20 protein-coding genes are annotated in these 20,129 nt (G+C 38.9%); 4 read left to right on the top strand and 16 right to left on the bottom strand.

The features are described 5' to 3' along the window. Nucleotides 1-177: 177 nt before the first annotated feature. Nucleotides 178-1,155: a bile acid:sodium symporter family protein gene (locus tag ACSR9O_RS13785; RefSeq protein ID WP_101222164.1), complete on the bottom strand. Its 978-nt coding sequence runs from the start codon at nt 1,153-1,155 to the stop codon at nt 178-180. Nucleotides 1,156-1,159: 4 nt separating this feature from the next. Then, nucleotides 1,160-2,548: an FAD-binding oxidoreductase gene (locus ACSR9O_RS13790; protein WP_491724540.1), complete on the bottom strand. Its 1,389-nt coding sequence runs from the start codon at nt 2,546-2,548 to the stop codon at nt 1,160-1,162. A 485-nt stretch (nt 2,549-3,033) separates the two neighbouring features. Between ACSR9O_RS13790 and ACSR9O_RS13795 the strand changes: the two genes are divergently transcribed. Further along, complete coding sequence (locus ACSR9O_RS13795; RefSeq protein ID WP_260357678.1) at nt 3,034-3,861, top strand: FadR/GntR family transcriptional regulator; 828 nt, start codon at nt 3,034-3,036, stop codon at nt 3,859-3,861. 159 nt (nt 3,862-4,020) lie between these two features. Here the strand turns inward: ACSR9O_RS13795 and ACSR9O_RS13800 are convergent, their stop codons facing one another. Continuing rightward, the gene (locus tag ACSR9O_RS13800; protein WP_101222167.1) at nt 4,021-4,200 is read right to left on the bottom strand and encodes a hypothetical protein; all 180 of its coding nucleotides are present in this window, start codon (nt 4,198-4,200) and stop codon (nt 4,021-4,023) included. A 268-nt stretch (nt 4,201-4,468) separates the two neighbouring features. Here ACSR9O_RS13800 and ACSR9O_RS13805 point away from each other — a divergent pair, with 268 nt between their 5' ends. Then, nucleotides 4,469-4,840, top strand: coding sequence for a cyclic-phosphate processing receiver domain-containing protein (locus tag ACSR9O_RS13805; protein WP_096339513.1), 372 nt, complete (start codon nt 4,469-4,471; stop codon nt 4,838-4,840). 386 nt (nt 4,841-5,226) lie between these two features. Here the strand turns inward: ACSR9O_RS13805 and speD are convergent, their stop codons facing one another. The 8 genes from speD to ACSR9O_RS13845 form a co-directional block, all read right to left on the bottom strand. Next, on the bottom strand, nt 5,227-5,616 hold the full coding sequence (gene speD, locus ACSR9O_RS13810) for an adenosylmethionine decarboxylase (RefSeq protein WP_491724541.1): 390 nt from the start codon (nt 5,614-5,616) through the stop codon (nt 5,227-5,229). Between the two features lie 266 nt (nt 5,617-5,882). After that, nucleotides 5,883-6,809 (bottom strand): spermine/spermidine synthase domain-containing protein, encoded by a 927-nt coding sequence (locus ACSR9O_RS13815; protein WP_491724542.1) that lies wholly within the window; start codon nt 6,807-6,809, stop codon nt 5,883-5,885. 279 nt (nt 6,810-7,088) lie between these two features. Beyond that, nucleotides 7,089-7,634, bottom strand: a complete 546-nt coding sequence (locus ACSR9O_RS13820; protein ID WP_491725469.1) for a family 4 glycosyl hydrolase — start codon at nt 7,632-7,634, stop codon at nt 7,089-7,091. A gap of 103 nt (nt 7,635-7,737) precedes the next feature. After that, on the bottom strand, nt 7,738-8,655 hold the full coding sequence (locus ACSR9O_RS13825; RefSeq protein ID WP_402937033.1) for a DMT family transporter: 918 nt from the start codon (nt 8,653-8,655) through the stop codon (nt 7,738-7,740). Further along, nucleotides 8,648-9,343 (bottom strand): GntR family transcriptional regulator, encoded by a 696-nt coding sequence (locus ACSR9O_RS13830; protein ID WP_230175955.1) that lies wholly within the window; start codon nt 9,341-9,343, stop codon nt 8,648-8,650. The genes ACSR9O_RS13825 and ACSR9O_RS13830 overlap by 8 nt, the downstream gene beginning before the upstream one ends. Before the next feature lie 691 nt (nt 9,344-10,034). Beyond that, entirely contained in the window at nt 10,035-10,853 is an 819-nt protein-coding gene (locus ACSR9O_RS13835) for a class I SAM-dependent methyltransferase (protein WP_491724543.1), read from the bottom strand. Nucleotides 10,854-11,025: 172 nt separating this feature from the next. Then, the gene (locus tag ACSR9O_RS13840; RefSeq protein WP_101222175.1) at nt 11,026-11,481 is read right to left on the bottom strand and encodes a HEAT repeat domain-containing protein; all 456 of its coding nucleotides are present in this window, start codon (nt 11,479-11,481) and stop codon (nt 11,026-11,028) included. A gap of 304 nt (nt 11,482-11,785) precedes the next feature. Beyond that, nucleotides 11,786-12,613, bottom strand: coding sequence for a TrmB family transcriptional regulator (locus ACSR9O_RS13845; protein ID WP_101222176.1), 828 nt, complete (start codon nt 12,611-12,613; stop codon nt 11,786-11,788). A gap of 140 nt (nt 12,614-12,753) precedes the next feature. Between ACSR9O_RS13845 and ACSR9O_RS13850 the strand changes: the two genes are divergently transcribed. Beyond that, on the top strand, nt 12,754-13,383 hold the full coding sequence (locus tag ACSR9O_RS13850; protein ID WP_101222177.1) for a homoserine/threonine efflux transporter: 630 nt from the start codon (nt 12,754-12,756) through the stop codon (nt 13,381-13,383). Nucleotides 13,384-13,685: 302 nt separating this feature from the next. Here the strand turns inward: ACSR9O_RS13850 and ACSR9O_RS13855 are convergent, their stop codons facing one another. Next, nucleotides 13,686-15,017, bottom strand: a complete 1,332-nt coding sequence (locus tag ACSR9O_RS13855; protein ID WP_101222178.1) for a (Fe-S)-binding protein — start codon at nt 15,015-15,017, stop codon at nt 13,686-13,688. After that, nucleotides 15,014-16,420, bottom strand: coding sequence for an FAD-binding oxidoreductase (locus ACSR9O_RS13860; RefSeq protein ID WP_491724544.1), 1,407 nt, complete (start codon nt 16,418-16,420; stop codon nt 15,014-15,016). The genes ACSR9O_RS13855 and ACSR9O_RS13860 overlap by 4 nt, the downstream gene beginning before the upstream one ends. Before the next feature lie 110 nt (nt 16,421-16,530). Between ACSR9O_RS13860 and ACSR9O_RS13865 the strand changes: the two genes are divergently transcribed. Then, nucleotides 16,531-17,172: a hypothetical protein gene (locus ACSR9O_RS13865; protein WP_101222180.1), complete on the top strand. Its 642-nt coding sequence runs from the start codon at nt 16,531-16,533 to the stop codon at nt 17,170-17,172. A 64-nt stretch (nt 17,173-17,236) separates the two neighbouring features. Here the strand turns inward: ACSR9O_RS13865 and ACSR9O_RS13870 are convergent, their stop codons facing one another. Genes ACSR9O_RS13870 through ACSR9O_RS13880 form a run of 3 tightly spaced genes read right to left on the bottom strand, consistent with a single transcriptional unit; the run spans nt 17,237 to nt 20,111 of the window. Then, nucleotides 17,237-18,043, bottom strand: coding sequence for an ABC transporter permease (locus ACSR9O_RS13870; RefSeq protein WP_094246734.1), 807 nt, complete (start codon nt 18,041-18,043; stop codon nt 17,237-17,239). Next, on the bottom strand, nt 18,043-18,987 hold the full coding sequence (locus ACSR9O_RS13875; RefSeq protein ID WP_260357687.1) for an ABC transporter permease: 945 nt from the start codon (nt 18,985-18,987) through the stop codon (nt 18,043-18,045). The genes ACSR9O_RS13870 and ACSR9O_RS13875 overlap by 1 nt, the downstream gene beginning before the upstream one ends. Continuing rightward, entirely contained in the window at nt 18,951-20,111 is a 1,161-nt protein-coding gene (locus ACSR9O_RS13880; RefSeq protein WP_459734675.1) for an ABC transporter ATP-binding protein, read from the bottom strand. The genes ACSR9O_RS13875 and ACSR9O_RS13880 overlap by 37 nt, the downstream gene beginning before the upstream one ends. Between the last annotated feature and the right edge of the window lie 18 nt (nt 20,112-20,129).

Raw genomic sequence — 20,129 nt, forward strand, 5'->3', positions numbered from 1 at the left:
AACTATTTACTACACGCTTGATATAGGAGAGCATGAACAGAATGGCTCTCTTATTCATTGATGAATTCTAGAATTCATTCATGGTTTTTTGCCCCTCCACATGCCTTCCTGGACAAAATTGCAGCAGCAAAAAAAATCCCAGCTGGAAGCATAGGATCTTTTTTAACTTAAATATAATTAAAGTTTGTTCTCCACCGGATGAACTGGCGCTTCCTCTATACTACTGTCGTCAGCAGACTTTTTAGACCAGTAAGTCGCGAGAATTGGTCCGGATATGTTGTGCCATGCAGCAGCCAGGACACTTGGAAGTGCCGCCAGAGGACCGAAATGTGCAGTAGCAAGCGCAACGCCCAACCCTGAGTTCTGCATGCCTACCTCAATCGAAATTGCTCTTCTATTCACTTCATCAAGTCCAAGCACTTTCGCTGCTAAGTAACCGAACAGCAGCCCAAATCCGTTGTGAAGCATTACGGCAGTGAAAATCAGGAACCCGGATGCAGCAATGCTAGTTGCATTGCCTGAGACTACTGCGCTTACAATCGTAATGATAGCTGCTACCGAAATAAGCGGTAAAACGGTTAAGCTTTTTTCAACTATTACAGGGAAAAACCGCTTAATGGCCAAACCTAAAACAATCGGAAGAAGGATGACTTGGATAATGGACTTAAACATATCAAAAAAATCAACAGGCATCCATTGTCCTGCGAGCAAAAGCAGAAGCAGTGGCGTCATGATTGGAGCCAGTAAAGTTGATACCGAAGTCATAGCTATCGACAAAGGTACATTGCCTTTTGCCAGATAAACCATAACGTTAGAGGCTGTTCCGCCTGGTACACAGCCGAGCAAAACCAGTCCTGCAGCTAATTCTGCTGGTAAATTCATGAGTTTCGCAATAAGGAATGCCACAGATGGCATGATGATAAACTGGGCGCAAACCCCAATTATCACGGGCAGTGGTTTAGTAATGATGATTTTAAAATCAACGGCCTTCAATGTAAGCCCCATACCAAACATTACAACGCCAAGCAATATTGTAATATATCCCCCCAATCCCAAAAATGGCTCTGGAAAAATAAAGGCAATGACGGAAATTAAGATAACCCAGACAGCAAAATATTTGCCTGCTAATGCACTGAATGCTTCCAATACTTTCATTTCATCACACTCTTTCTTGCATGAATATTTTACTAGGATTTAATAAATTATCTGGATCAAGGGCTTCTTTAATTTTTTCCATCACAAACAGAGAGTTCCCATGTTCTTTTTTCTGATATTTTTGTTTACCGACCCCAACTCCATGTTCACCAGTGCATGTTCCCTTACGCTCAAGGGCATATAGGACAATTTGTTCATTTAGCTGTTCAGCTCTTTTAAATTCTTCCTGATTTTTGTTATCGATCATTAAGAGCACGTGATAGTTCCCATCGCCTACATGGCCGACGATCCCACCGGTAAGGCCTAGTAAATCAACAGCTTCCCTTGCATGGTGAATTGCACCAGATAGCTCTGAAATCGGAAGGCAGACATCAGTCACCATCAGTTTTTTTCCAGGATTGCCTTGAATATAAGCATAGGCAAGATTATGGCGAGCTTCCCATAGGCGGTTCCTGGCAGCATTATCTGTCTCAAATTCAATATCGAGACAATTATGTTCTGCTACTATTTCTTTAGTGAACTCTACATCTTGCTTCAAACCTGCTTCATTACCATGAAACTCCAAAAATAGTGTAGGCGCTTCGTTATAGCTTGTATCACTATAGAGGTTAACCTGCTTCATTGATGGTTCATCGACAAGCTCCACCCTTGCGATTGGAACACCTGACTGCAAAATGGAAACAACAGCTTCTACCGCATTGGTCAATTCCGGAAATGATGCTCTTGCCGCCATAACGTGTTCAGGAATTCCGTAAACTCTCAACGTCAATTCCGTAAAGCAGCCTAGCGTTCCCTCAGATCCAACAAAAAGACCGTTTAGATGGTAACCAGATGACGATTTAGCGGCCAAATTGCCAGTATGAATAATGGAACCATCTGCAAGAACCACTTCTAGATCGCGGACTTGGTCACGCATCACACCATATTTAACTGATGTCGTTCCACTGGCATTTGTTGCAGCCATTCCACCAAGAGTTGCATCAGCACCCGGATCCACTGAAAAAAACAAACCGTATTTTTTCAGTTCTTTGTTTAGTTGCGATCGCGTTACGCCAGGCTGAACCTTAACGAGAAAATCGTTTTCACGCACTTCAAGGATTTTATTCATTAGTGAAAAATCAATGGTTATGCCTTGATGGTAAGGTATGACATGCCCCTCGAGGCTTGATCCCAAACCAAAAGGAACCATCGGGATTTTGAACATATTTGCTAATTTCACAATTTCACTTACTTGCTGTGTTGTTTCTGGAAAAACAACAATATCAGGAAGACTTACAGCATGATATGACTCATCTCTTCCGTGTAATTCTCTCACAGTCTGGTTTTCTGTCACTTGATTTTCCGAAAGAACTTCCTTTAAAGCATTGATCAAATTTACACTAGCCGCTTCCATTCAATTCTCCTTCTTTCTGCTATAACCTCTATTTTTGTCCTATCAAAAGTTTTGGTCGCTCCATACCAAGAATTAGTATTGTATTAATAAATGGTTTCCCCCTCCTTACTAACTTAAATTGATATCGCTTCCATTTATGAATGGTTCGACATGGACCATTCTTTATCATTACATAATTGGTCTAACCAATTTTCATTATACTAAATTTTTTGACTTTTTCAACAATTATCCTTTTATTAGAATTCTCCATGCACAAATGCTTATAATGTTAGTGATTATAGATGGTTCCCCACCCGTATTAGCATAATGAAATCACCTGGAATTGCCAAATGAACGAGAATGACTGAAACTATATCTATTATTGGTCTAACCAATTTTAATGTTTGATTTTTTAAAATAATTATTTGTTTTGTTATAAAATTGCGCTTCCCCTTGATTCATAAAAGAATGCTTGTTAAAATTATTCGACTATTAGTCGTACCAACATGATTTTAGGGTTGATGTTGAAGGATGTGAAGGAAGTAATGGATTCTATACCAGTTAAATCCCCAAAAGTGTACGAAATCATCTTCAATCAAATTAGGGAATCTTTTATTAGCGGTGAATTGAAACCAGGAGATAAATTACCCCCTGAACGGGAGTTGTCCAACCGTTTTAAAGTGAGTCGAACATCAATCAGAGAGGCCCTTCGAGTATTGGAAATTAACGGAGTCATTGAGGTCAGACCAGGTGATGGGACATTCATCAGAAAATCTGATGTTCAGTCACTGATCGAACAGCTATCCACCTCAATCATCAAAGCTGAAGACAACATGGTCTATGAAATGCTTGAAGTCCGTCGAGTAATTGAAACCGAATGTGCTTTTCTTGCTGCACAGAGAGCAAACTCTCTTGATTTACAAAATATCCTTAAAGCTCTAGAAGAAATGGCACGGTCGGAACATGATGAAGAATTAGGTTTGCGAGCAGATTTACATTTCCACTATAGTATCGCACAAGCCACAAACAATTCCATATTTGCTGGATTGGTCCATACCCTTAGTGATCAAATGAAAGATACTATCCGTGCCACCAGGCGACATCGTTTCGCAAAACCGGGTCATTTTCAAGAAACGCTTCAAGAACATAAAGAAATCTACCATTCTATCGCACTAAAAGAAGCGGACAAAGCCAAGCAATTAATGGATGCCCATATCCTACGCATTAGAGAACAGATGGCCACGGCTACACTTGAAAGCATTGGAGATGACGCCAAAATTGCTGCTTATCAAAATGAAAAAGACCATCAACGTAATGCTGAAGGTGATAAATAAGCGTCCGCTCGCGATATAACTAACCAGAACATGGAGGTATACCTGATCTTTTTAGGTGACCAATTAAATTTGACATTAAAAAAGCGCCTTTCTCAGAGGGCGCTAAGCTGGTTTTATTATAGTTAAAAAATTGATCCCCTATATAAGTAAATGTTGTTTTTATCCTTTTGACATAGTGTAGTAATCAACGTTACATTCTTTTAGTGCATCATCAATCAATATAAGCTGATCATTAATCATTGATAAGTAGGAAATATGATAGTCATTAATTTGTTCCTTTAACTCCAACAGCAGCGTTTTGTCCCTAAGTACAAGGTAAATCTCGTCTGGATGTAACATATCACTTCTCCTTTTAGTCAAGATATTACCTTTTACCCAAATTATTACAAACATTAACTTTTAGATGTTTTGTACCATATTTAACAAAGGATATTTAGCTGGAGTTGGACAATAAGTTTTTTATTGGAAACCTGTCGTATATTAGTCTTTAACGTCGAATATGCCCCCTTCTTACTTTGTTGTGTTAGACTTAATAGATAAAACCATATTTTCTTGGGTTTAATTGACTTTTCTTAGTCACACATGTATTAGGAAAGGAGTGCATTAAATGGAGAAAATCAGCGTTTTTCTGGATGACTATCGGAAAGCACCCGATGGCTATGTGTTAGTCGAGACTATTGACGAATGTATAGAGCTATTGCAAAACTTTGATATTGAACATCTCTCTTTGGACCATGACTTATTAAATAAAACCAGGAATGGTTTTATGCTTGTTCAAAAGATGGTCAAAGAAAAACTATTTGCCAATCGCATTACTATTCACTCTGCCAATTCAGTTGGCGGTAAAGCAATGTACAACTGTTTAAAGCAAGCACAACAGAATTTAACTATGCCCCCTGCCATTATTGTATCCTTACGACCATTGCCCCTCAAATTCTTCCCGTCAAAGGTACTGCAACATTATATAGATATACGATAAACCCTTCTAAAACTCAATCTCAATGTTTCGTAATGATTTTATTAAATTTGTTAGTAGGGGTAGGAAAGCTTTCCAAATAACAATATCTTAGAAGGAATTCCAAGTCCTCCCTAATAAAATAAGACCTTTAATGGCAGCAACTTCATTTTATAAGTTGTTGCCATTTATCATGATGGAGTTCACTCTAGTAGATAGATTACTAGTACATGCATACAACAAGTTTCCTGCAGTTTACGCCTATCGCCGCAAACATTTTTATGTATTTGGGAAAGGGAAAAACATTCACCCTCTCCCCTCGCTTGAAATAATCACAACAAGGGATTCGTTATAATCCGTTCCAACACTAATATTACTTTTGAGCTGGTGAGGTTTTTCACGGTTTGTGACTAGTTTTTTTCATTTCGGATTATGCGGACAGACTGCTCTGCCATATACTCCGCTCCTCTGGAAACATTATATACGACTGCGTATTCAGCACCTAAATATTGTAGAATATTTTGTATCTCATGAAATGGATTCTTTTTTCCGCAAGTATAAATATCAATGGCAGCATAATTCTTCTCTGGCCATGTATGAATGGACATATGTGAGGTGGATAGTATTAGCGTTCCTGTAACACCATATGGTTCAAATTTATGAAAGCTTCGATTCAAGACAATCATTTCCAACTGCTCTGCTGTATGATTCAATTGTTTTTCTAGTTCCTTTGCGTCATCAAGAATACTAGATTTACAGTTAAACGCATCAATAATGACATGGAATCCTTTAGTTTCCAATGTTTGTTCCCCCTTCTCTATCAATCAATGGGCCCAAATAACTTAAATCCATAGTGTGGCACACTCCATTACTATTTAATTATTACAGTTTATGCATGTACGAGTGATTGCGGTTGGACAACCTTTTTAAAAATCCGCAAAATCACAAATAATTAAGTCATTTATTTACTTACGGGAGTATGTATAACATTTGGAGATATCTTTAAAATTATTCAAAAATATCGCCAACATTATAAATAAAAGTTGGCGAATCCCTAAAATAGATTTCAATTATCCATTTCCTGCTGATAAAAGCGATGAAGTGTGAGTTGATCAAGTGTATTTACTTTGGCATAGATACGCCCATAAAGGTGATAATTCTTAAATTGAAACAAAGAAGATAAATCTTTTGGAAGAGTTCCATAGGGGACTTTAATTGATAGTTTATCCATGCGCTTCGTCCTGAATTTCTTTGCAGCTATATGAAAGCCCCAGTCACCAAAAGATGGAACGATTGTGTGGTAACTCATGACATCGAACCCAACACTCCCGATTGTCTGTCCTATACTCCAATAAACGAGCGGGGCATCATCCGGTGAATTGGATTGACAGACGAGTACGCCTTCATCTGTAAGGAAACTGTATAGATGGCTAAAAAGCTCTTTTGTGTATAATTTGGCTAAGATTTCATTTGCTGGGTCCGGGAAATCCACAATGATCACATTATATTTGCGAGTATTTGACGAAACGTATTTCTGGGCGTCCTGGATATGAACTTTTACACGTTTATCAAGGAATGATCCCTCGTTAAGCTCTACAATCTTGCGAACTTTCTTTGCTACTTTAATGATTTCCGAATCGATATCAACAAGATCAACACGTTTGACATCACTGTACTTGAGGACTTCTCGAAGGGCTAGTCCATCTCCTCCCCCTAAAATTAAGACGCGTGTCCGTTTTTTAGACAGAGCCATCGCAGGATGAACGAGTGCCTCATGATAGATGCGTTCATCCAATGATGAGAACTGCAGTTGTTCATTGAGATACATTCTTATATCTTTAGCTTCCACTACATTGATATCCTGATATTTGCTAATCCCTTCATGAAGGACTTTATGCTTGAGTGCCTTAATTTCCCTGAGACCAATTTGGTCCCAGATATCTCCGCCGTTAAACGTTCGGCTTTCGTCTTGCATCCCATTCTTATTATTCATTTTAATCTCCTCTTTATCTTTGATGTAATGTCTCCGTTAAGGCTAGTATATGAAGGCCCTTGCTAGAACGTTTGCACAATTGTCCCATTAATTTTATTGGGAGATAGTTACTGTCCATGAATCTTAATATAATGACTCACTTGGGATATCAGTAGTGCAGATAGAAGGAATCCTTGATAAAATAGATCACTACCGGATCAGAATCTAACAGGGAGTGATCTATTTTGGTCCAAAAGCCATAAGTGTTGATTTAAGTCATGATTTCACTTCATTAAAATTTCAGCAGGTCTCCTTTATGCGCTTCGAGCATTTCATCCAGTATTTTTTGGCAATGGTGTCTGATGGTACTAAAGGATTTATGGTCATCGCCACTAAAGCTTTATGATAATCTCCTGTGACAGCTTCAGCAGCGATCCTTTCAAAAGAATTAATTTGCTGGACCAATCCCGGACTGCTACTGGCAGATCGCCAATACTGATTGGTCTTGGTCCTTCTTTGGTGACCAGATTCATTGGCTGATTCATCTGGAATACTCGCTGTCGCCCCGTAATTGCGTATGTTGACTGGCTGAATATCCCGCTTATCATTGTAAATCGAATTGATGAGACTGCAGGCCGCTTCGCTGTAATACGCTCCACCGCGATTTTCTAGTTGAGCCGGTTTAACATTAAGTTCAGGATCTCTATACAATTCAAATAGGTCCATTTTCAGTTGTTGAATGACCTCAGTCTGCGTCCCATTTATTGCTGAAGATTCCTTTTCTTCGATAACGGCCTTTGAATAGCCAAATGTTGCGTAATACTCGTAAAATACAAAAAAAGCAATTCACATGAAGTGTAATTGCTTTTTTAAGAAATATATGTTCGTGCTTCATCCAATCACATGGTGGATTATTAGTTTTTTCCGCTTAGTTTAATTAGATCTGACATTACTTGTTTTTTACGATCGATAAAATCGTAATGGTGCTAATAATGCAAAGCGTGCCAAGCCACTCGGCAAAGCCAAATGTTACATTCAGCCAGAAAACGGATATTAAGGTTGCGGATAATGGTTCAACCGAAGCAAATAAACTTACCTCAGCAGCCGAGATGAATTTGGTACTTTCCAAATAAAAATAAAAAGCAATGATCGTACCAAAAATGATGATGAATAAAACCGCTGAAAATGAAGGTAACGTCCAATTGCCTTCAAATGCCCATGGGGGATGGATGATGCTAAAGCATATGCCTCCAATCAACATGCCCCATCCCACAACAATCATCGCTCCCCATCTAGAAAGGAGTTTATACGGCTGCAATGTATAGAATGCCAATGCAAAGGCTGATGTTACTCCCCAAAATACTGCCCACCCGGAAATGGATAATGTACGTATGCTTCCTCCCGTCACAAGCAAAAAGGTGCCTAAAATCGCTATGATCACAGCTACACTCACTGTAATGCTTGGAAAACGTTTGGAGCGAATCGCTAAATAACAAGTGATTAGGGCCGGTGCCAAATATTGAAGGACAGTGGCAGTGGCTGCGTTGCCATGTTCAATCGCTGCAAAATATGTGTATTGAACAGCGAGCATTCCCAGAATGGCAAAAAGGATAATATGAAGCGCCTCTTTTTTGGTTTTCCAAATCTCAAAAACTTTCAGCCTTTCATTCTTATAAGCGACACCCAATAAGATGATTCCAGATAGCAACAAGCGTACAACAGTGAGCCACTCAGGACTGAAACCTTGCTGCTGAAACAGATATTGAGCTGCCGTCCCTGACACTCCCCATAACGCAGCGCCAGTCAGTACTAGTGCAATCCCTTTGTTTCTTGAAGGTGATATAGCAACTAAAGTATCATTACTCATTTTTTTCTACCCCGCTTTTTACACGTTCCGTATGGGCTTGAATTCTTAAATAACTTTCTTTCCAATTCTTTTCTATCACCTTAAGCACCATAGTGAGATTTTCATTCCTTAATGCCTGTATAATCTGATCATGCTCCTCAACGGAAAGGTGAACATCACTTACCTGATTGAAATAAAAAAGTTCCATTCGTATAAGTTTTTGTTTAAGTCCCGATAGAATCCGCTTCAATTCATCATTTGTAGAAAGATTGATGTAAATGGAATGAAAGTCATTATCTTTCTGAACGGCGACTATTTGATTTCCTTCGTCGATTGCTTTTTTCACTTCATGATTGATGGCTTCCATTTCTATTAAGTGTTTTTCTTCAATGAAATCAAAAGCCTGTTCCATAGCCAGCTTTTCCAGTGTCCAAACAATGGAGTATATGTCTAATACCCCATCGAATCTAATAGGGGAAACAATAGTTGAACGGCTCGGCTTGGTCTCGACAAATCCCTCATCCTCAAGCCTTAATAGTGCTTCTCTTATTGGGGTTCTGCTTACTCCCAACTGCTCGGCTAATTCTTTATCGCGTAATTGCTGGCCTGGCGTTAGGATTCCCTGCACAATCCAATCCCGCAAGATCATGTATGCTTCTTCACGTACAGAAGTACGTTTTATTTTTTGAGATGAATTTGTATGCTTCAACGGCTATACCTCCTTAAAATACAGATATATAATATGCAATATATCACATATTGCATGCCGTAGAAAGAAATTATAGAAAATTTAAATCTTTGATCCTTTCTTAAAACATCAAGCACATTTTCACATGATAAAAGGGAATCCTTCCATAGTAAAAACATTTCTTTTGGAATGATGAAAGTAATCCTTCTACCATGAGTCCTCAAGCTTTAAGATTTACTACGATTCACTGAAAAAAAGTTCTATTTTTCTGTATATCCATAGTATGTATTTTTAAATTCTTAGAACACTAGACTGAGACTTACGGCATTTTAGTTTAATGCTCCTGGAACTCACAAAGATTAGATAGTTTTCGCAAATGAAATGGATACTTCTTCAATTTACTGTCCATATCATGTGAAATTCGGTGTTTCTAAAAAAATGTCTTGAAAATGTCTTGGTGCTGACCGCACTCATTACATGAATATTCTATTTCCAATGCATCTTCAGTTACTGTATGAACTGTCTCTTTTTTACAAGTTTCACAAAATCTCTTTTCGGATATTTCTTTCATTTATCATTCACACTCCGTTTTATCATCAATTTTTGTAGCCTTGTTAATATTATTTTGCGAATATCCAACAGAAAAAATACCTTTTTCCTGAAGTACCTCAAAAAGAAGGTAAAGAACTCAGTGAAAAAGGTAATCAAATTGTTAATTTAACCTTGGATTCCAATACATCAAAGCTGCATGAAACGGATATTCGTATTCGAAAACTCCCTCTTTTTCCACCACATATTTATTTAAGACCGTTTTTACTTCATCATAAGAAAAATGATCATCAAGAATTTTTGTGGTATTATCTCGGATCACTTCTTCATAGGTGGAATAGATTTTTTTGCTTTTCAATTTAACGATCTTACAGTCCGCCAGTATTCCAAGTTGATACAAAACATTCAAGATGTGTATGTAATCCCGTTTTCTTAAATTGATCGTATATCCTCGTTGCTTCAATTCCATATAATGAGGTTTTTCTGGTCCGGTTGTCATACCTACTATCACTAATCGAGCTGCAGAATCATTCATTTTTAATAAGGTTTGACCGATTTCTGTCATACGGTAATAACAGTTAAAACCAAATACTACATCATATTTGACCTTTTTGGTCTCACTTTCCCACTTATCATGAATCAACTCCATGTTTTCGAAACCTTTTTCGTTCGCCTGGGATTCCAAAAAATTAATAATGCTTTTGGAACTATCTATACAAGTTAGCTTCCTGACTTCTTTTGCAATTTCAAATGTATAATTACCCCATCCAGGGCCGATTTCCAATACATGATCATCCTGTTTTAATAATGCCAATAACTCTTGCTGCACAAGTTTTGCATAAGGGTCCGCTTTATGTTGTTTTTTCGCTGCAACCTTGGAAGCCCAAAAAGCTTCTTCTGCAGCATCATCCTTTAGCCTGTTAGGTATGTTTCCTGTATGATCTGCCATCGCCTGTTTCCAAAGTTCAATATAATCTGTCATCTTTTCTCCCCTGAATTCGTATGTATTTATCGGTTTTCAAATTAAAGTAAACAGCCAAATACTTCCTCTTTTAAATATATTAGCATACTATAGCTAAAACTTTGTTTTACACATAAGAAAAAGGAGCAAAAACTTTGCTCCTTTATCAACAATTGCTTATTTGTTTAAACTTTTATCTTTTCGATAAAGCTGACCACGTATTTTCAAGCCATTTATCAAAGTCAGCTCCTTTTTCACCCTCATATGTATCATATATATCCATTCTCATCTTCTGGAGTTTCTCTTTGAATTCAGTATATGTGTGATTTTCTGGTAAACTCTTCTTGATCCTGACTAAGATTTTGGTCAAACCTTTAACCAACTCGCCTTTTTTCCTTGCTGGCAATTGAACATTTTCACCTAAACTTTTCAATTGACGGTAGGCGGCCTCTTGAACTTTATATACAGAATCATTACTCATGATATTTGTGAGAATGTCGATTACTTGTTTATTTTTTGACTGACCTAATTCTTCGATCGCATCTAAACGTTCTCTCCAATTAGATTTGCGATTGGCAGATTTTTTTAATTCCTCATAGTTGGCAGGTAACTCGATACCCTTTGTTTCTTTGTTGTTCAAATGAATCATTTCTCCTTCTGTCTTAGTAATCCGGATATCAAAAATGTTAATCCGATACTACAATAATCCCATTACCAGGAATGGTTTATTACATTCCTTATTATACCCTTTTCTATATTTTAATATAGTTAAATTTGTTATTCATCTGTTGTATCCTCAATCAGTCGGGTGCCGGGGGTGTGATGCTTTGCTTCTACAAACTTACCTGCACCTATAGCTCAATAAGTAGCTTCAACAGTAAAAGGCATAAATCCTGCCTGGATTCATGCCCCTATAGTTGACTATGAAGTATGCAGATATTAAAAGCACAAATCTAGTCCACGTAATGTTTTTTATAATCTGGATGGATAGAAAACTTTTTACGTAAATCGGCGAGGTTTTCACCAAAACTTTCTTCTAATAGTTCTCTATGCTTCTCCATGATTTCCATCAGATACAAATCATGGATCATAACTTCTGTAATGGGCATCACTAATCCTACATGCATGGTCCATGCTGCACGGCTATCTTTGCCAAGCGAAACAATGCCTGCTACTACTTCTGAATCATCTCCACTGATAACAAGCCATCGTCCGCCATACTCTTCTGTAATTGCATAGCCCATATAATGGAGGTAAACATTAGCAAAATCACAGACGATTTCCCCATATGCAATAATTGTTACATTGACTCCTTTATTTGCTGCCTGTCTCAGTTCATACTCTAATTCTTCGAATTCGTCTTCCCATATCTCTAAAAGTATTCTTTTTTTAGCGGATAATATACAAGCTTTTACCTTATCGAGTATTTCATTGCGTCCCATGATATTCCATATATTTTCACGGTCATTTGCAGAACGTTCAAACTCCGCTAATGATTTTTCTGCCCGTTCAAAATTCTCTTCTGCTTTTATCCGACGGTTTTTTATTAGCTCCTTTGCAGGTACAGGCGTATATTGAGGTGTGTTTCCAGGACTAACCAGAATATCTCCTCTTATTGCAAGACTGTCCAGAATTTCATATATTCTAGAACGTGGTACACCGGAGTTTTTTGCGACTGCATAGCCTGTTAATGGCGATTCTTCCAATAAGGTAAGATATGCTTTCGCTTCATATTCGGTAAAATTTAGATTTTTTAATGTTTCTAAAATGTTTTCTTTCATAATCCCTCCAAAACAACCTTAGTCGCTACCTTTGTAACTAATATTTTAACAAAATCTGTTGACGCTTTCCATTTTCATCTAATATACTTACATAAGTAGTTACTTAAGTAGCAACTAATAAGAAGTAAGGGAGAAATAGTATGGATAGCTTACTTACATACATATCAATTGTTGCAATGATGGTTATTATACCAGGAGCAGATACTATGCTCTTAGTGAAAAACACGCTTAGCCATGGTACAAAAGCGGGTCGGTATACGGTTCTCGGAATGGCAACGGGACTTTCTTTTTGGACGCTTATTGCAATTCTTGGACTATCTGTTGTGATTGCAAAGTCTGTGATTCTTTTCAGTGCAATCAAATATTTGGGAGCTGCCTATTTAATTTATTTAGGAATAAAAAGTTTTTTTGCTAAAAGCGTATTTTCTTTAAAGGAAATTCAAGCACAAGCAAATACACCTGCAAAGCATTCAAATCGGCATAATAAAGATTCCTTTATGCAAGCATTACTTAATAATATTCTTAATCCAAAGACCGTTTTAGTTTATATTACAATCATGCCGCAATTTATCAATTTGAATGGAAATGTAAACCAGCAATTGATTATATTAGCTTTCATATTAACCTTACTCGCTGTATTGTGGTTTTTATTTCTTGTTTATCTAATTGATTATGCAAAAAAATGGATGAACAACTCCAAATTCCAAAAAGCATTCCAAAAATCAACAGGCTTAATATTAATTGGTTTTGGCATAAAAACAGGAATTTAATTTCATTTACCAACACATCTTATTTGATTCCATCCGTTCAGAAAATTGAACGGTTTTTTTATAAGTATGTAACGTACAGCTAACATACTGTAAACTAACCTGCACCGATGGTTTTAAAGAAAAAGCTTCCTTAAAATCTTCCATCCGTATATATGGCGCTGCAATATTGATCTGCAAAGACATTTTTCGCCTTACATTATCAATCTAGAATGATCAAGTTCCTAACATAAAAACGTCAGTATTTTCTCATAAGAGAAGAAAATACTGACGGGTAATCCCTACTATGAAGTTTAAGCATCCTGTCAATCCAAGCCACAAGCCTTGGCAAGTATTTCAACAAGGTGCATACTTTTCATTTGGTTCGCCGCTCCCTCCCTCTGGATGCCAATGCTCATTTGCATTTGACATCCAGGATTAACCGTCACTACGGTTGTTGCTTTGGTTTCTTTTAAGTTCTTCATCTTCTCATCAAGAATTTTCATGGAATCATCAAAGTGGAGAAGATTGTAAATACCTCCTGATGCACAGCAGCGGTCAAACCCTTCCATTTCCACATAGGAAACCCCTGGTATGGATTGCAATAATAAACGAGGTTCCTTTTGGACCTTTTGAACATTGCGTAAATGACATGAATCTTGATAAGATACGATGCCTTGCCATTCCTCAGTAAAGGGAAGCGGCCCCAATTGATGAAGAACTTGACTGATATCTTTTGATTTTTCCGAAAAAACCCTTGCCGCCCCAGCCCATTCGCGATCATCTGACAATAGATGTCCATATTCAAGAAGCGAGGCGCCGCAGCCTCCTGCGTTATTTACAATGACATCCGCATCTGTTTTCATGAATGCCTGGATATTCCTCTTTGCCAACGCTTTCGCTTGTTTTATTTCACCTTGATGGGAATGCAGGGCTCCGCAGCAATTCTGATTTTCAGGGAGAATGACCTCACAACCCGCTAAGGTGAGCAACTCAATGGTAAGGCGGTTTATTCGTGACATCATGGAATCCATGATACACCCAGTAAAAAAAGCCACCTTTAATTTCGTTTCCCCTTTTGCTGGCATTATCATACCTGTCCGGATTCGTTTGGAGGACGGCTCGATGGCTGGTAGTGCTTGTTCTAAATGTGCAAGGGCAGGGGAAACCTTTTGCAGTACATTTGTTGAACGGATAAGCTTGGATAAGCCTGTTTTTTGATAGAGATGTACTGCACTTCCAATCCTATTCATTCGTTTTGGATATGGAAAAAGATGAACCAATGCCATTTTTTTGATCTTGGTCATATTATTTTTTTGGTTTGCTGATGGGGAGTTTTCAATGGCTTCTTTTGCCGCTTCCAGTATATGTCCGTATGGCACTCCGACAGGACATGCTGTTTCACAAGCACGACAGCCCAAGCATAGGTCGATCGGTTCAGCTAAATCTTTTTGGAAATCTATTTTTCCTTCGGCTGCCATTTTCACTAGATTGATTCGACCGCGTGGAGAGGCGGATTCTACACCCATTGATTCATATGTAGGACATGCTGGTAAACAGTAACCGCATTTTACGCATTGGTTTGTCCAATCATAGGCATTAGAATATAAATTTTGGAGCGCTGCATTTGTCTCGTTCGCTTTGACAGGTAGATTCATGTAACCAACACGACCCTTGTCTGGCCTTTATCAGGAAAAATCTTACCTGGATTCAAGATATTATTGGGATCCCATGCTTCTTTTATTTTTTTCATCATATTCACCCCTGTTATTCCTAATTCCATTTCCATATATGGTGACTTTAAAGTACCGATGCCATGTTCCCCGGAAAGGGTTCCGCCTAGTTCGATTGCTGCTTCAAAAATTTCACTGACTGCAAGCTCCACTTTTTTCATTTCCGTAATATTTCGTTTATCAGTAATGATGTTAGGATGTAAATTGCCATCCCCTGCATGGCCGAATACAACCAAGTTCAACCCGTATTTCTCCCGGATCTTGTTTAATCTCTCCATCATCGCCGGTATTTGACTGCGTGGAACGGTCGCGTCTTCAGAAATTTTTGTAGGACCCATTTGTGTAATGGCCGGGGAGACCAATTTACGCGCACTCCAAATCGTTTGTCGTTCCTCCTCTGTTTCCGCTATCTTGACATAGGAAGCACCTTCCGCCCTGCATATATTGGCGCATTTATTGATTTCTTCCTCAATCGCCAATGGGTGACCATCTATTTCTATGATCAAAATGGCTTCTGCCTGAAGAGGCAAACCGGAAGGGAGATAGCTTTCAACTGCACGGATGCAAGCATTATCCATCAATTCCAGTGCAGATGGTAGAATTCCTGACGATAAAATGCTGGTAATGGCATGGCCAGAGTCTATCAAATGATTGAAATGGGCGACAAATGTTTGTTTAGATTGAGGTTTTGGTATTAAGCGGATGATTGCCTCAGTAACGATGCCCAAAGTACCTTCCGATCCCACGATCAATCGGGTCAAATCATACCCTGTTACATTTTTTACGGTCTTTCCGCCAGTACGAATGATTTCTCCCGTCGGGGTTACCACCTCCAGGCCTATCACATATTCTTTTGTCGTTCCGTATTTCAATCCCTTTGGCCCGCTGGAGTTTTCTAATAGATTCCCGCCTATAGTGGCTACATTGGAGCTGCTTGGATCCGGCGGATAGAACAAGCCGGCTTCTTCAGCCTTTTTATGAATATTTGCCGTAATTACACCTGGAGAGACAATGGCAAGCATATTTTCCCGATCAATGATCAATTTATCCCGTAAAAGGGTCATATCAAGAACCATCCCCCCTTTAACAGGTAAAGGGCCGCCACTTAGCGAAGTTCCAGATCCTCTAGGGTAAACAGGTATTTTGTGAGTATTAGCCAATTTAACCACTTCACTGATTTCCTCCGCATTTTTTGGCTGTATAACGATTTCAGGTAAATATTCCCCAAAAGAAGCGTCATAGCTATAACAATACCTTTCTGCCAAATCAAGGAACATTCTGTCACCTGGTATTACCTGACTAAGATCGTCCAAGGCTTCTTTCTCCATGCTTTTCACTTCCTTTCTTAATAGTAAGTTGGAAAAGAACTATTTGTATGTAATATAATGGAATTTTATGATCCTGCTAGATATAATGATGAAAAAAGGAGGTTATTTTTTTGAAAATTGCATTGATTCACGCAACCACAACTGCACTAAAACCCATTGAAGTGGCCTTTCGGACAGTTGCTCCGAACATTGAACTCCTTCATTTCATGGACACGGGTCTTCTCCCCTTGATGGAAAAGAGCGGCAAGTTAACTCCGGAAATCACCCGCCGCTTTTCTTCATTAGTGAATATAGCCTATGGGTCTGACGTTTCATGCATCCAACTTACTTGCTCCGCCTTTAATGACATCACTGCAATTTTACAACCTCTATATCCTGTAAAGTTATTTCGTTCAGATGAAGCCATGCTTGATGAAGCACTTCGCTACACTAGCATCGGCCTGGTTTCAACCGTAAAAGAAACACCGATCGCCCTTCAAAATTACTTATTAAATAAGAATCCGGACTGTATGATCGAGTCATTGGTCGATCCAGGGATCATCCATTTATTATCACAAGGAAAAAGAAAGGAACATGACGATCGGGTTAAAAAGATGGTGGAACAATTGGATGGAAAGACAGAAGTGATTTTGCTTTCACAATATAGTATGGAACATATTGCAAAGCAGGTTAATCCTTCTGTCCCTGTCCTAACGGCACCTCTATTGGCTGCCAAAAGGTGTTTCGATCATTTGAATGGAACGTACAGTTGAGTTTTCTTCGAAAAAAATCAGAGCTTAGCAAGCATGATCGTTTGTCACATCTTATATATCGTTTTTAACCGTTTGTATGATGGGAACCGCCAAAAACTTTCCCGACACCTTGAATTTTTTCAAGTATTACGATTAGAAGGACTGATATGAAAATAACCACGCTTGACACGGATGCAACGATTGGATTGTAGGCATCCTGCATTTGCGAGAAAATCTCGATCGGCAGCGTTCTCATTTCCGGTGATACCATAAAGAGAGAGACCGTTACATTATCAAATGATGTCAAAAATGCGAATAATCCCCCTGAGATGGCCGCGGATCCAATTAGCGGCAGAGTCACTTTCATGAATACTGTTAATGGATTCGCTCCTAGAATGGCAGCAGCCCGTTCGAGATTGTAATCAAATCCACTTAAACCGGTTAAGACGAGCCGCATAACATAAGGTATGCAAATGACGATATGGGCAATTAAAAATCCTGTAGACGTACCGGCAAGCATCATTGGTGTAAAGTACATTAAAAGTGCAATCCCTAAGACTAATTGCGGCACACTTAATGGTGAAGTTAAAAGGGCCGTAATATACGATTTTCCAGGTATATCATACTTTGCGATGCCAAGGGCACCCAAAGTTCCGAATATGACGGAGAAAAGGGCAGCTAATGCTGCGAACTTCGCACTGTTCAAAAATGCTTCCAAAAATTCAGGACGTTCCAAGATTTTGGCATACCATTGAAGTGAGAAGCCTTCAGCCGGAAAACTTGGATAATTGGCACTTGTAAAAGAAGCGGGAATAACGACAATGAGCGGTATCAAGATATAGATAATGGCCAACACGGCAACAGCAATCCGCAGGCCGCCAAACGTTTTCATCATCGGAATACCTCCTTGAATTTCCCTTTTTCAAACGCTCTGGTAAATACGGCTACTGATATGACAGTGGTTGCTAATAGAATATAAGAAAGTGCAGATCCGAAAGTCCAATGCAGCAGGTTATTTATTTGATCATAGATGACAACAGGCATCACTGGCACATTGGCTCCCCCCATCAGTGCAGGGGTTACATAAGCACTCATTGACAAACTGAATACGAGAATGCAGCCAGATACGATACCAGGGATACTTAGCGGCAATGTAATCGAAAAGAACCTTCTGAATGGACTTGCCCCAAGTATGGCTCCTGCCTTATCGAGAGAAGGATCGATATTATAAAGACTCGCAACGATGGATAAGATCATGAAAGGAAGATATGCATTGGAAAGCCCGATCACAACTCCGATTTCCGAAAACAATAGTTTCAATGGTGCATCTATTATGCCAAGGGCCATCAAGGTTTGATTAATCGTTCCGTTAGGCAATAGCAGGAGGTACCAGCCAAAATTACGGACAACAATACTTACCAAGAGCGGTGACACGATCAAGAGAGTGATATACCCTCTGACCCGCGCTGAACTTTTGGCCATCGTCAAGGCTACCGGATATCCAAGAAATAAAGCAACCAAGACCGAATATAAACTGATTTTCACTGTCAGCCATAAAGAAGATAAATAATAGCTATCGGAAAATAATTGTGTATAGTTTTTCAGGCTATAAACTGCCTCCGCTCCTCCCAGATTATCTGTGGATATGAAGCTTAAATATAAAATGTATAACATCGGGATGACAAAGAAACCGAATATGAAAAGTAGAATAGGCGTTAAAAGGAGTAATCCTGGCACCCATACTTTCCTTTTCTTGATTTTAGGTTTCTTTTGCGGCTCAATAGGATTCGTATCCTTTTCTATTTCTTGACTAGCATAACTTCTGATGGGCTCCATCCAATCAACACCTCACTTCCATTTTGCCATGATGAATCGAAAGCGGAAGTCAATACTTGAATACTTTTCCCCTGTAATAGAACATTGATTTCCCATGAGGTACCAAGATAATTAATTTGGCTGATCTTAGCACGGTGGAAATCCAAAGGAGATGTAGTTTTTTCATCAAGAGAGACAATTTGCAGTTTTTCTGGTCTAATATAAAGCTTCACCTCATCCCCGGTTTTCAAATCACTATCATTTCCCATGATGTTATTTGCATCAACATGAGTGATATCAGGCCCTATCTTGACTGAAACTTTCCGCTTATCCACAGCAGACACATTCCCTTCAAAACAATTCGATTTCCCGATGAATTGAAAGACGAATTCTGTCTTAGGATGATTGTAAATCTCAGTCGGTGTACTGATTTGTTCAATTTTCCCTGCATTCATGACCACGACCCGATCAGACATGGAAAGAGCTTCTTCTTGATCATGAGTCACAAAAATGGTCGTTACGCCAATTTCCTTTTGTAAACGCTTTATCTCGGCCCTGAGTTCATGGCGCAGCTTTGCATCAAGGTTTGAAAGCGGTTCGTCAAGCAAAAGGAGCTCTGGTTCAACTACAAGTGCCCTGGAAATCGCAACACGCTGACGCTGCCCTCCAGATAATTCCCGTGGATAACGATTTTCCAATCCTGACATTTTCACTAATTCAAGCGCTTTACTTATTTTCTTTTTTTGCTCAGCTTTACCGACCTTGCGCAGCTTCAAGCCAAAACTAAGATTTTCATAGACAGTCATATGAGGAAAAAGCGAATAAGTTTGAAAAACCATTCCTAAATCTCGCTTATAAGGCGGAACCTTCGTAACATTATTGCCCTTAATATGAACCTCGCCCCGATCTGCATCGAGGAACCCTGCAATGAGGTTCAAGGTTGTTGACTTTCCGCACCCGGAAGGCCCAAGAAGAGTGAGTAACTCTCCTTGTTTCACCTCCAGGTCAATGCCATTCAGGACAACATTCGCTCCAAATTGTTTAAACGCGCCTTTTATCTCTACATCATTTTTATTTGAACCGAACCCCTGAACTGCCTCCAGGTGCTGCCTATTAATTTCCACATCTTTTTTTAATACTTCCATGTGATCAACACGCTCCTT

The sequence above is a fragment of the Peribacillus sp. B65 genome (genome assembly GCF_058513295.1).

What these genes read in the sequence shown, in the direction of transcription:
- ACSR9O_RS13785 (WP_101222164.1), bottom strand. Translation starts at nt 1,155, where the DNA reads ATGAAAGTATTGGAAGCATTCAGTGCATTAGCAGGCAAATATTTTGCT.
- ACSR9O_RS13790 (WP_491724540.1), bottom strand. Translation starts at nt 2,548, where the DNA reads ATGGAAGCGGCTAGTGTAAATTTGATCAATGCTTTAAAGGAAGTTCTT.
- ACSR9O_RS13795 (WP_260357678.1), top strand. Translation starts at nt 3,034, where the DNA reads ATGATTTTAGGGTTGATGTTGAAGGATGTGAAGGAAGTAATGGATTCT.
- ACSR9O_RS13800 (WP_101222167.1), bottom strand. Translation starts at nt 4,200, where the DNA reads ATGTTACATCCAGACGAGATTTACCTTGTACTTAGGGACAAAACGCTG.
- ACSR9O_RS13805 (WP_096339513.1), top strand. Translation starts at nt 4,469, where the DNA reads ATGGAGAAAATCAGCGTTTTTCTGGATGACTATCGGAAAGCACCCGAT.
- ACSR9O_RS13815 (WP_491724542.1), bottom strand. Translation starts at nt 6,809, where the DNA reads ATGAATAATAAGAATGGGATGCAAGACGAAAGCCGAACGTTTAACGGC.
- ACSR9O_RS13825 (WP_402937033.1), bottom strand. Translation starts at nt 8,655, where the DNA reads ATGAGTAATGATACTTTAGTTGCTATATCACCTTCAAGAAACAAAGGG.
- ACSR9O_RS13835 (WP_491724543.1), bottom strand. Translation starts at nt 10,853, where the DNA reads ATGACAGATTATATTGAACTTTGGAAACAGGCGATGGCAGATCATACA.
- ACSR9O_RS13840 (WP_101222175.1), bottom strand. Translation starts at nt 11,481, where the DNA reads ATGATTCATTTGAACAACAAAGAAACAAAGGGTATCGAGTTACCTGCC.
- ACSR9O_RS13845 (WP_101222176.1), bottom strand. Translation starts at nt 12,613, where the DNA reads ATGAAAGAAAACATTTTAGAAACATTAAAAAATCTAAATTTTACCGAA.
- ACSR9O_RS13850 (WP_101222177.1), top strand. Translation starts at nt 12,754, where the DNA reads ATGGATAGCTTACTTACATACATATCAATTGTTGCAATGATGGTTATT.
- ACSR9O_RS13855 (WP_101222178.1), bottom strand. Translation starts at nt 15,017, where the DNA reads ATGAATCTACCTGTCAAAGCGAACGAGACAAATGCAGCGCTCCAAAAT.
- ACSR9O_RS13860 (WP_491724544.1), bottom strand. Translation starts at nt 16,420, where the DNA reads ATGGAGAAAGAAGCCTTGGACGATCTTAGTCAGGTAATACCAGGTGAC.
- ACSR9O_RS13870 (WP_094246734.1), bottom strand. Translation starts at nt 18,043, where the DNA reads ATGAAAACGTTTGGCGGCCTGCGGATTGCTGTTGCCGTGTTGGCCATT.
- ACSR9O_RS13875 (WP_260357687.1), bottom strand. Translation starts at nt 18,987, where the DNA reads ATGGAGCCCATCAGAAGTTATGCTAGTCAAGAAATAGAAAAGGATACG.
- ACSR9O_RS13880 (WP_459734675.1), bottom strand. Translation starts at nt 20,111, where the DNA reads ATGGAAGTATTAAAAAAAGATGTGGAAATTAATAGGCAGCACCTGGAG.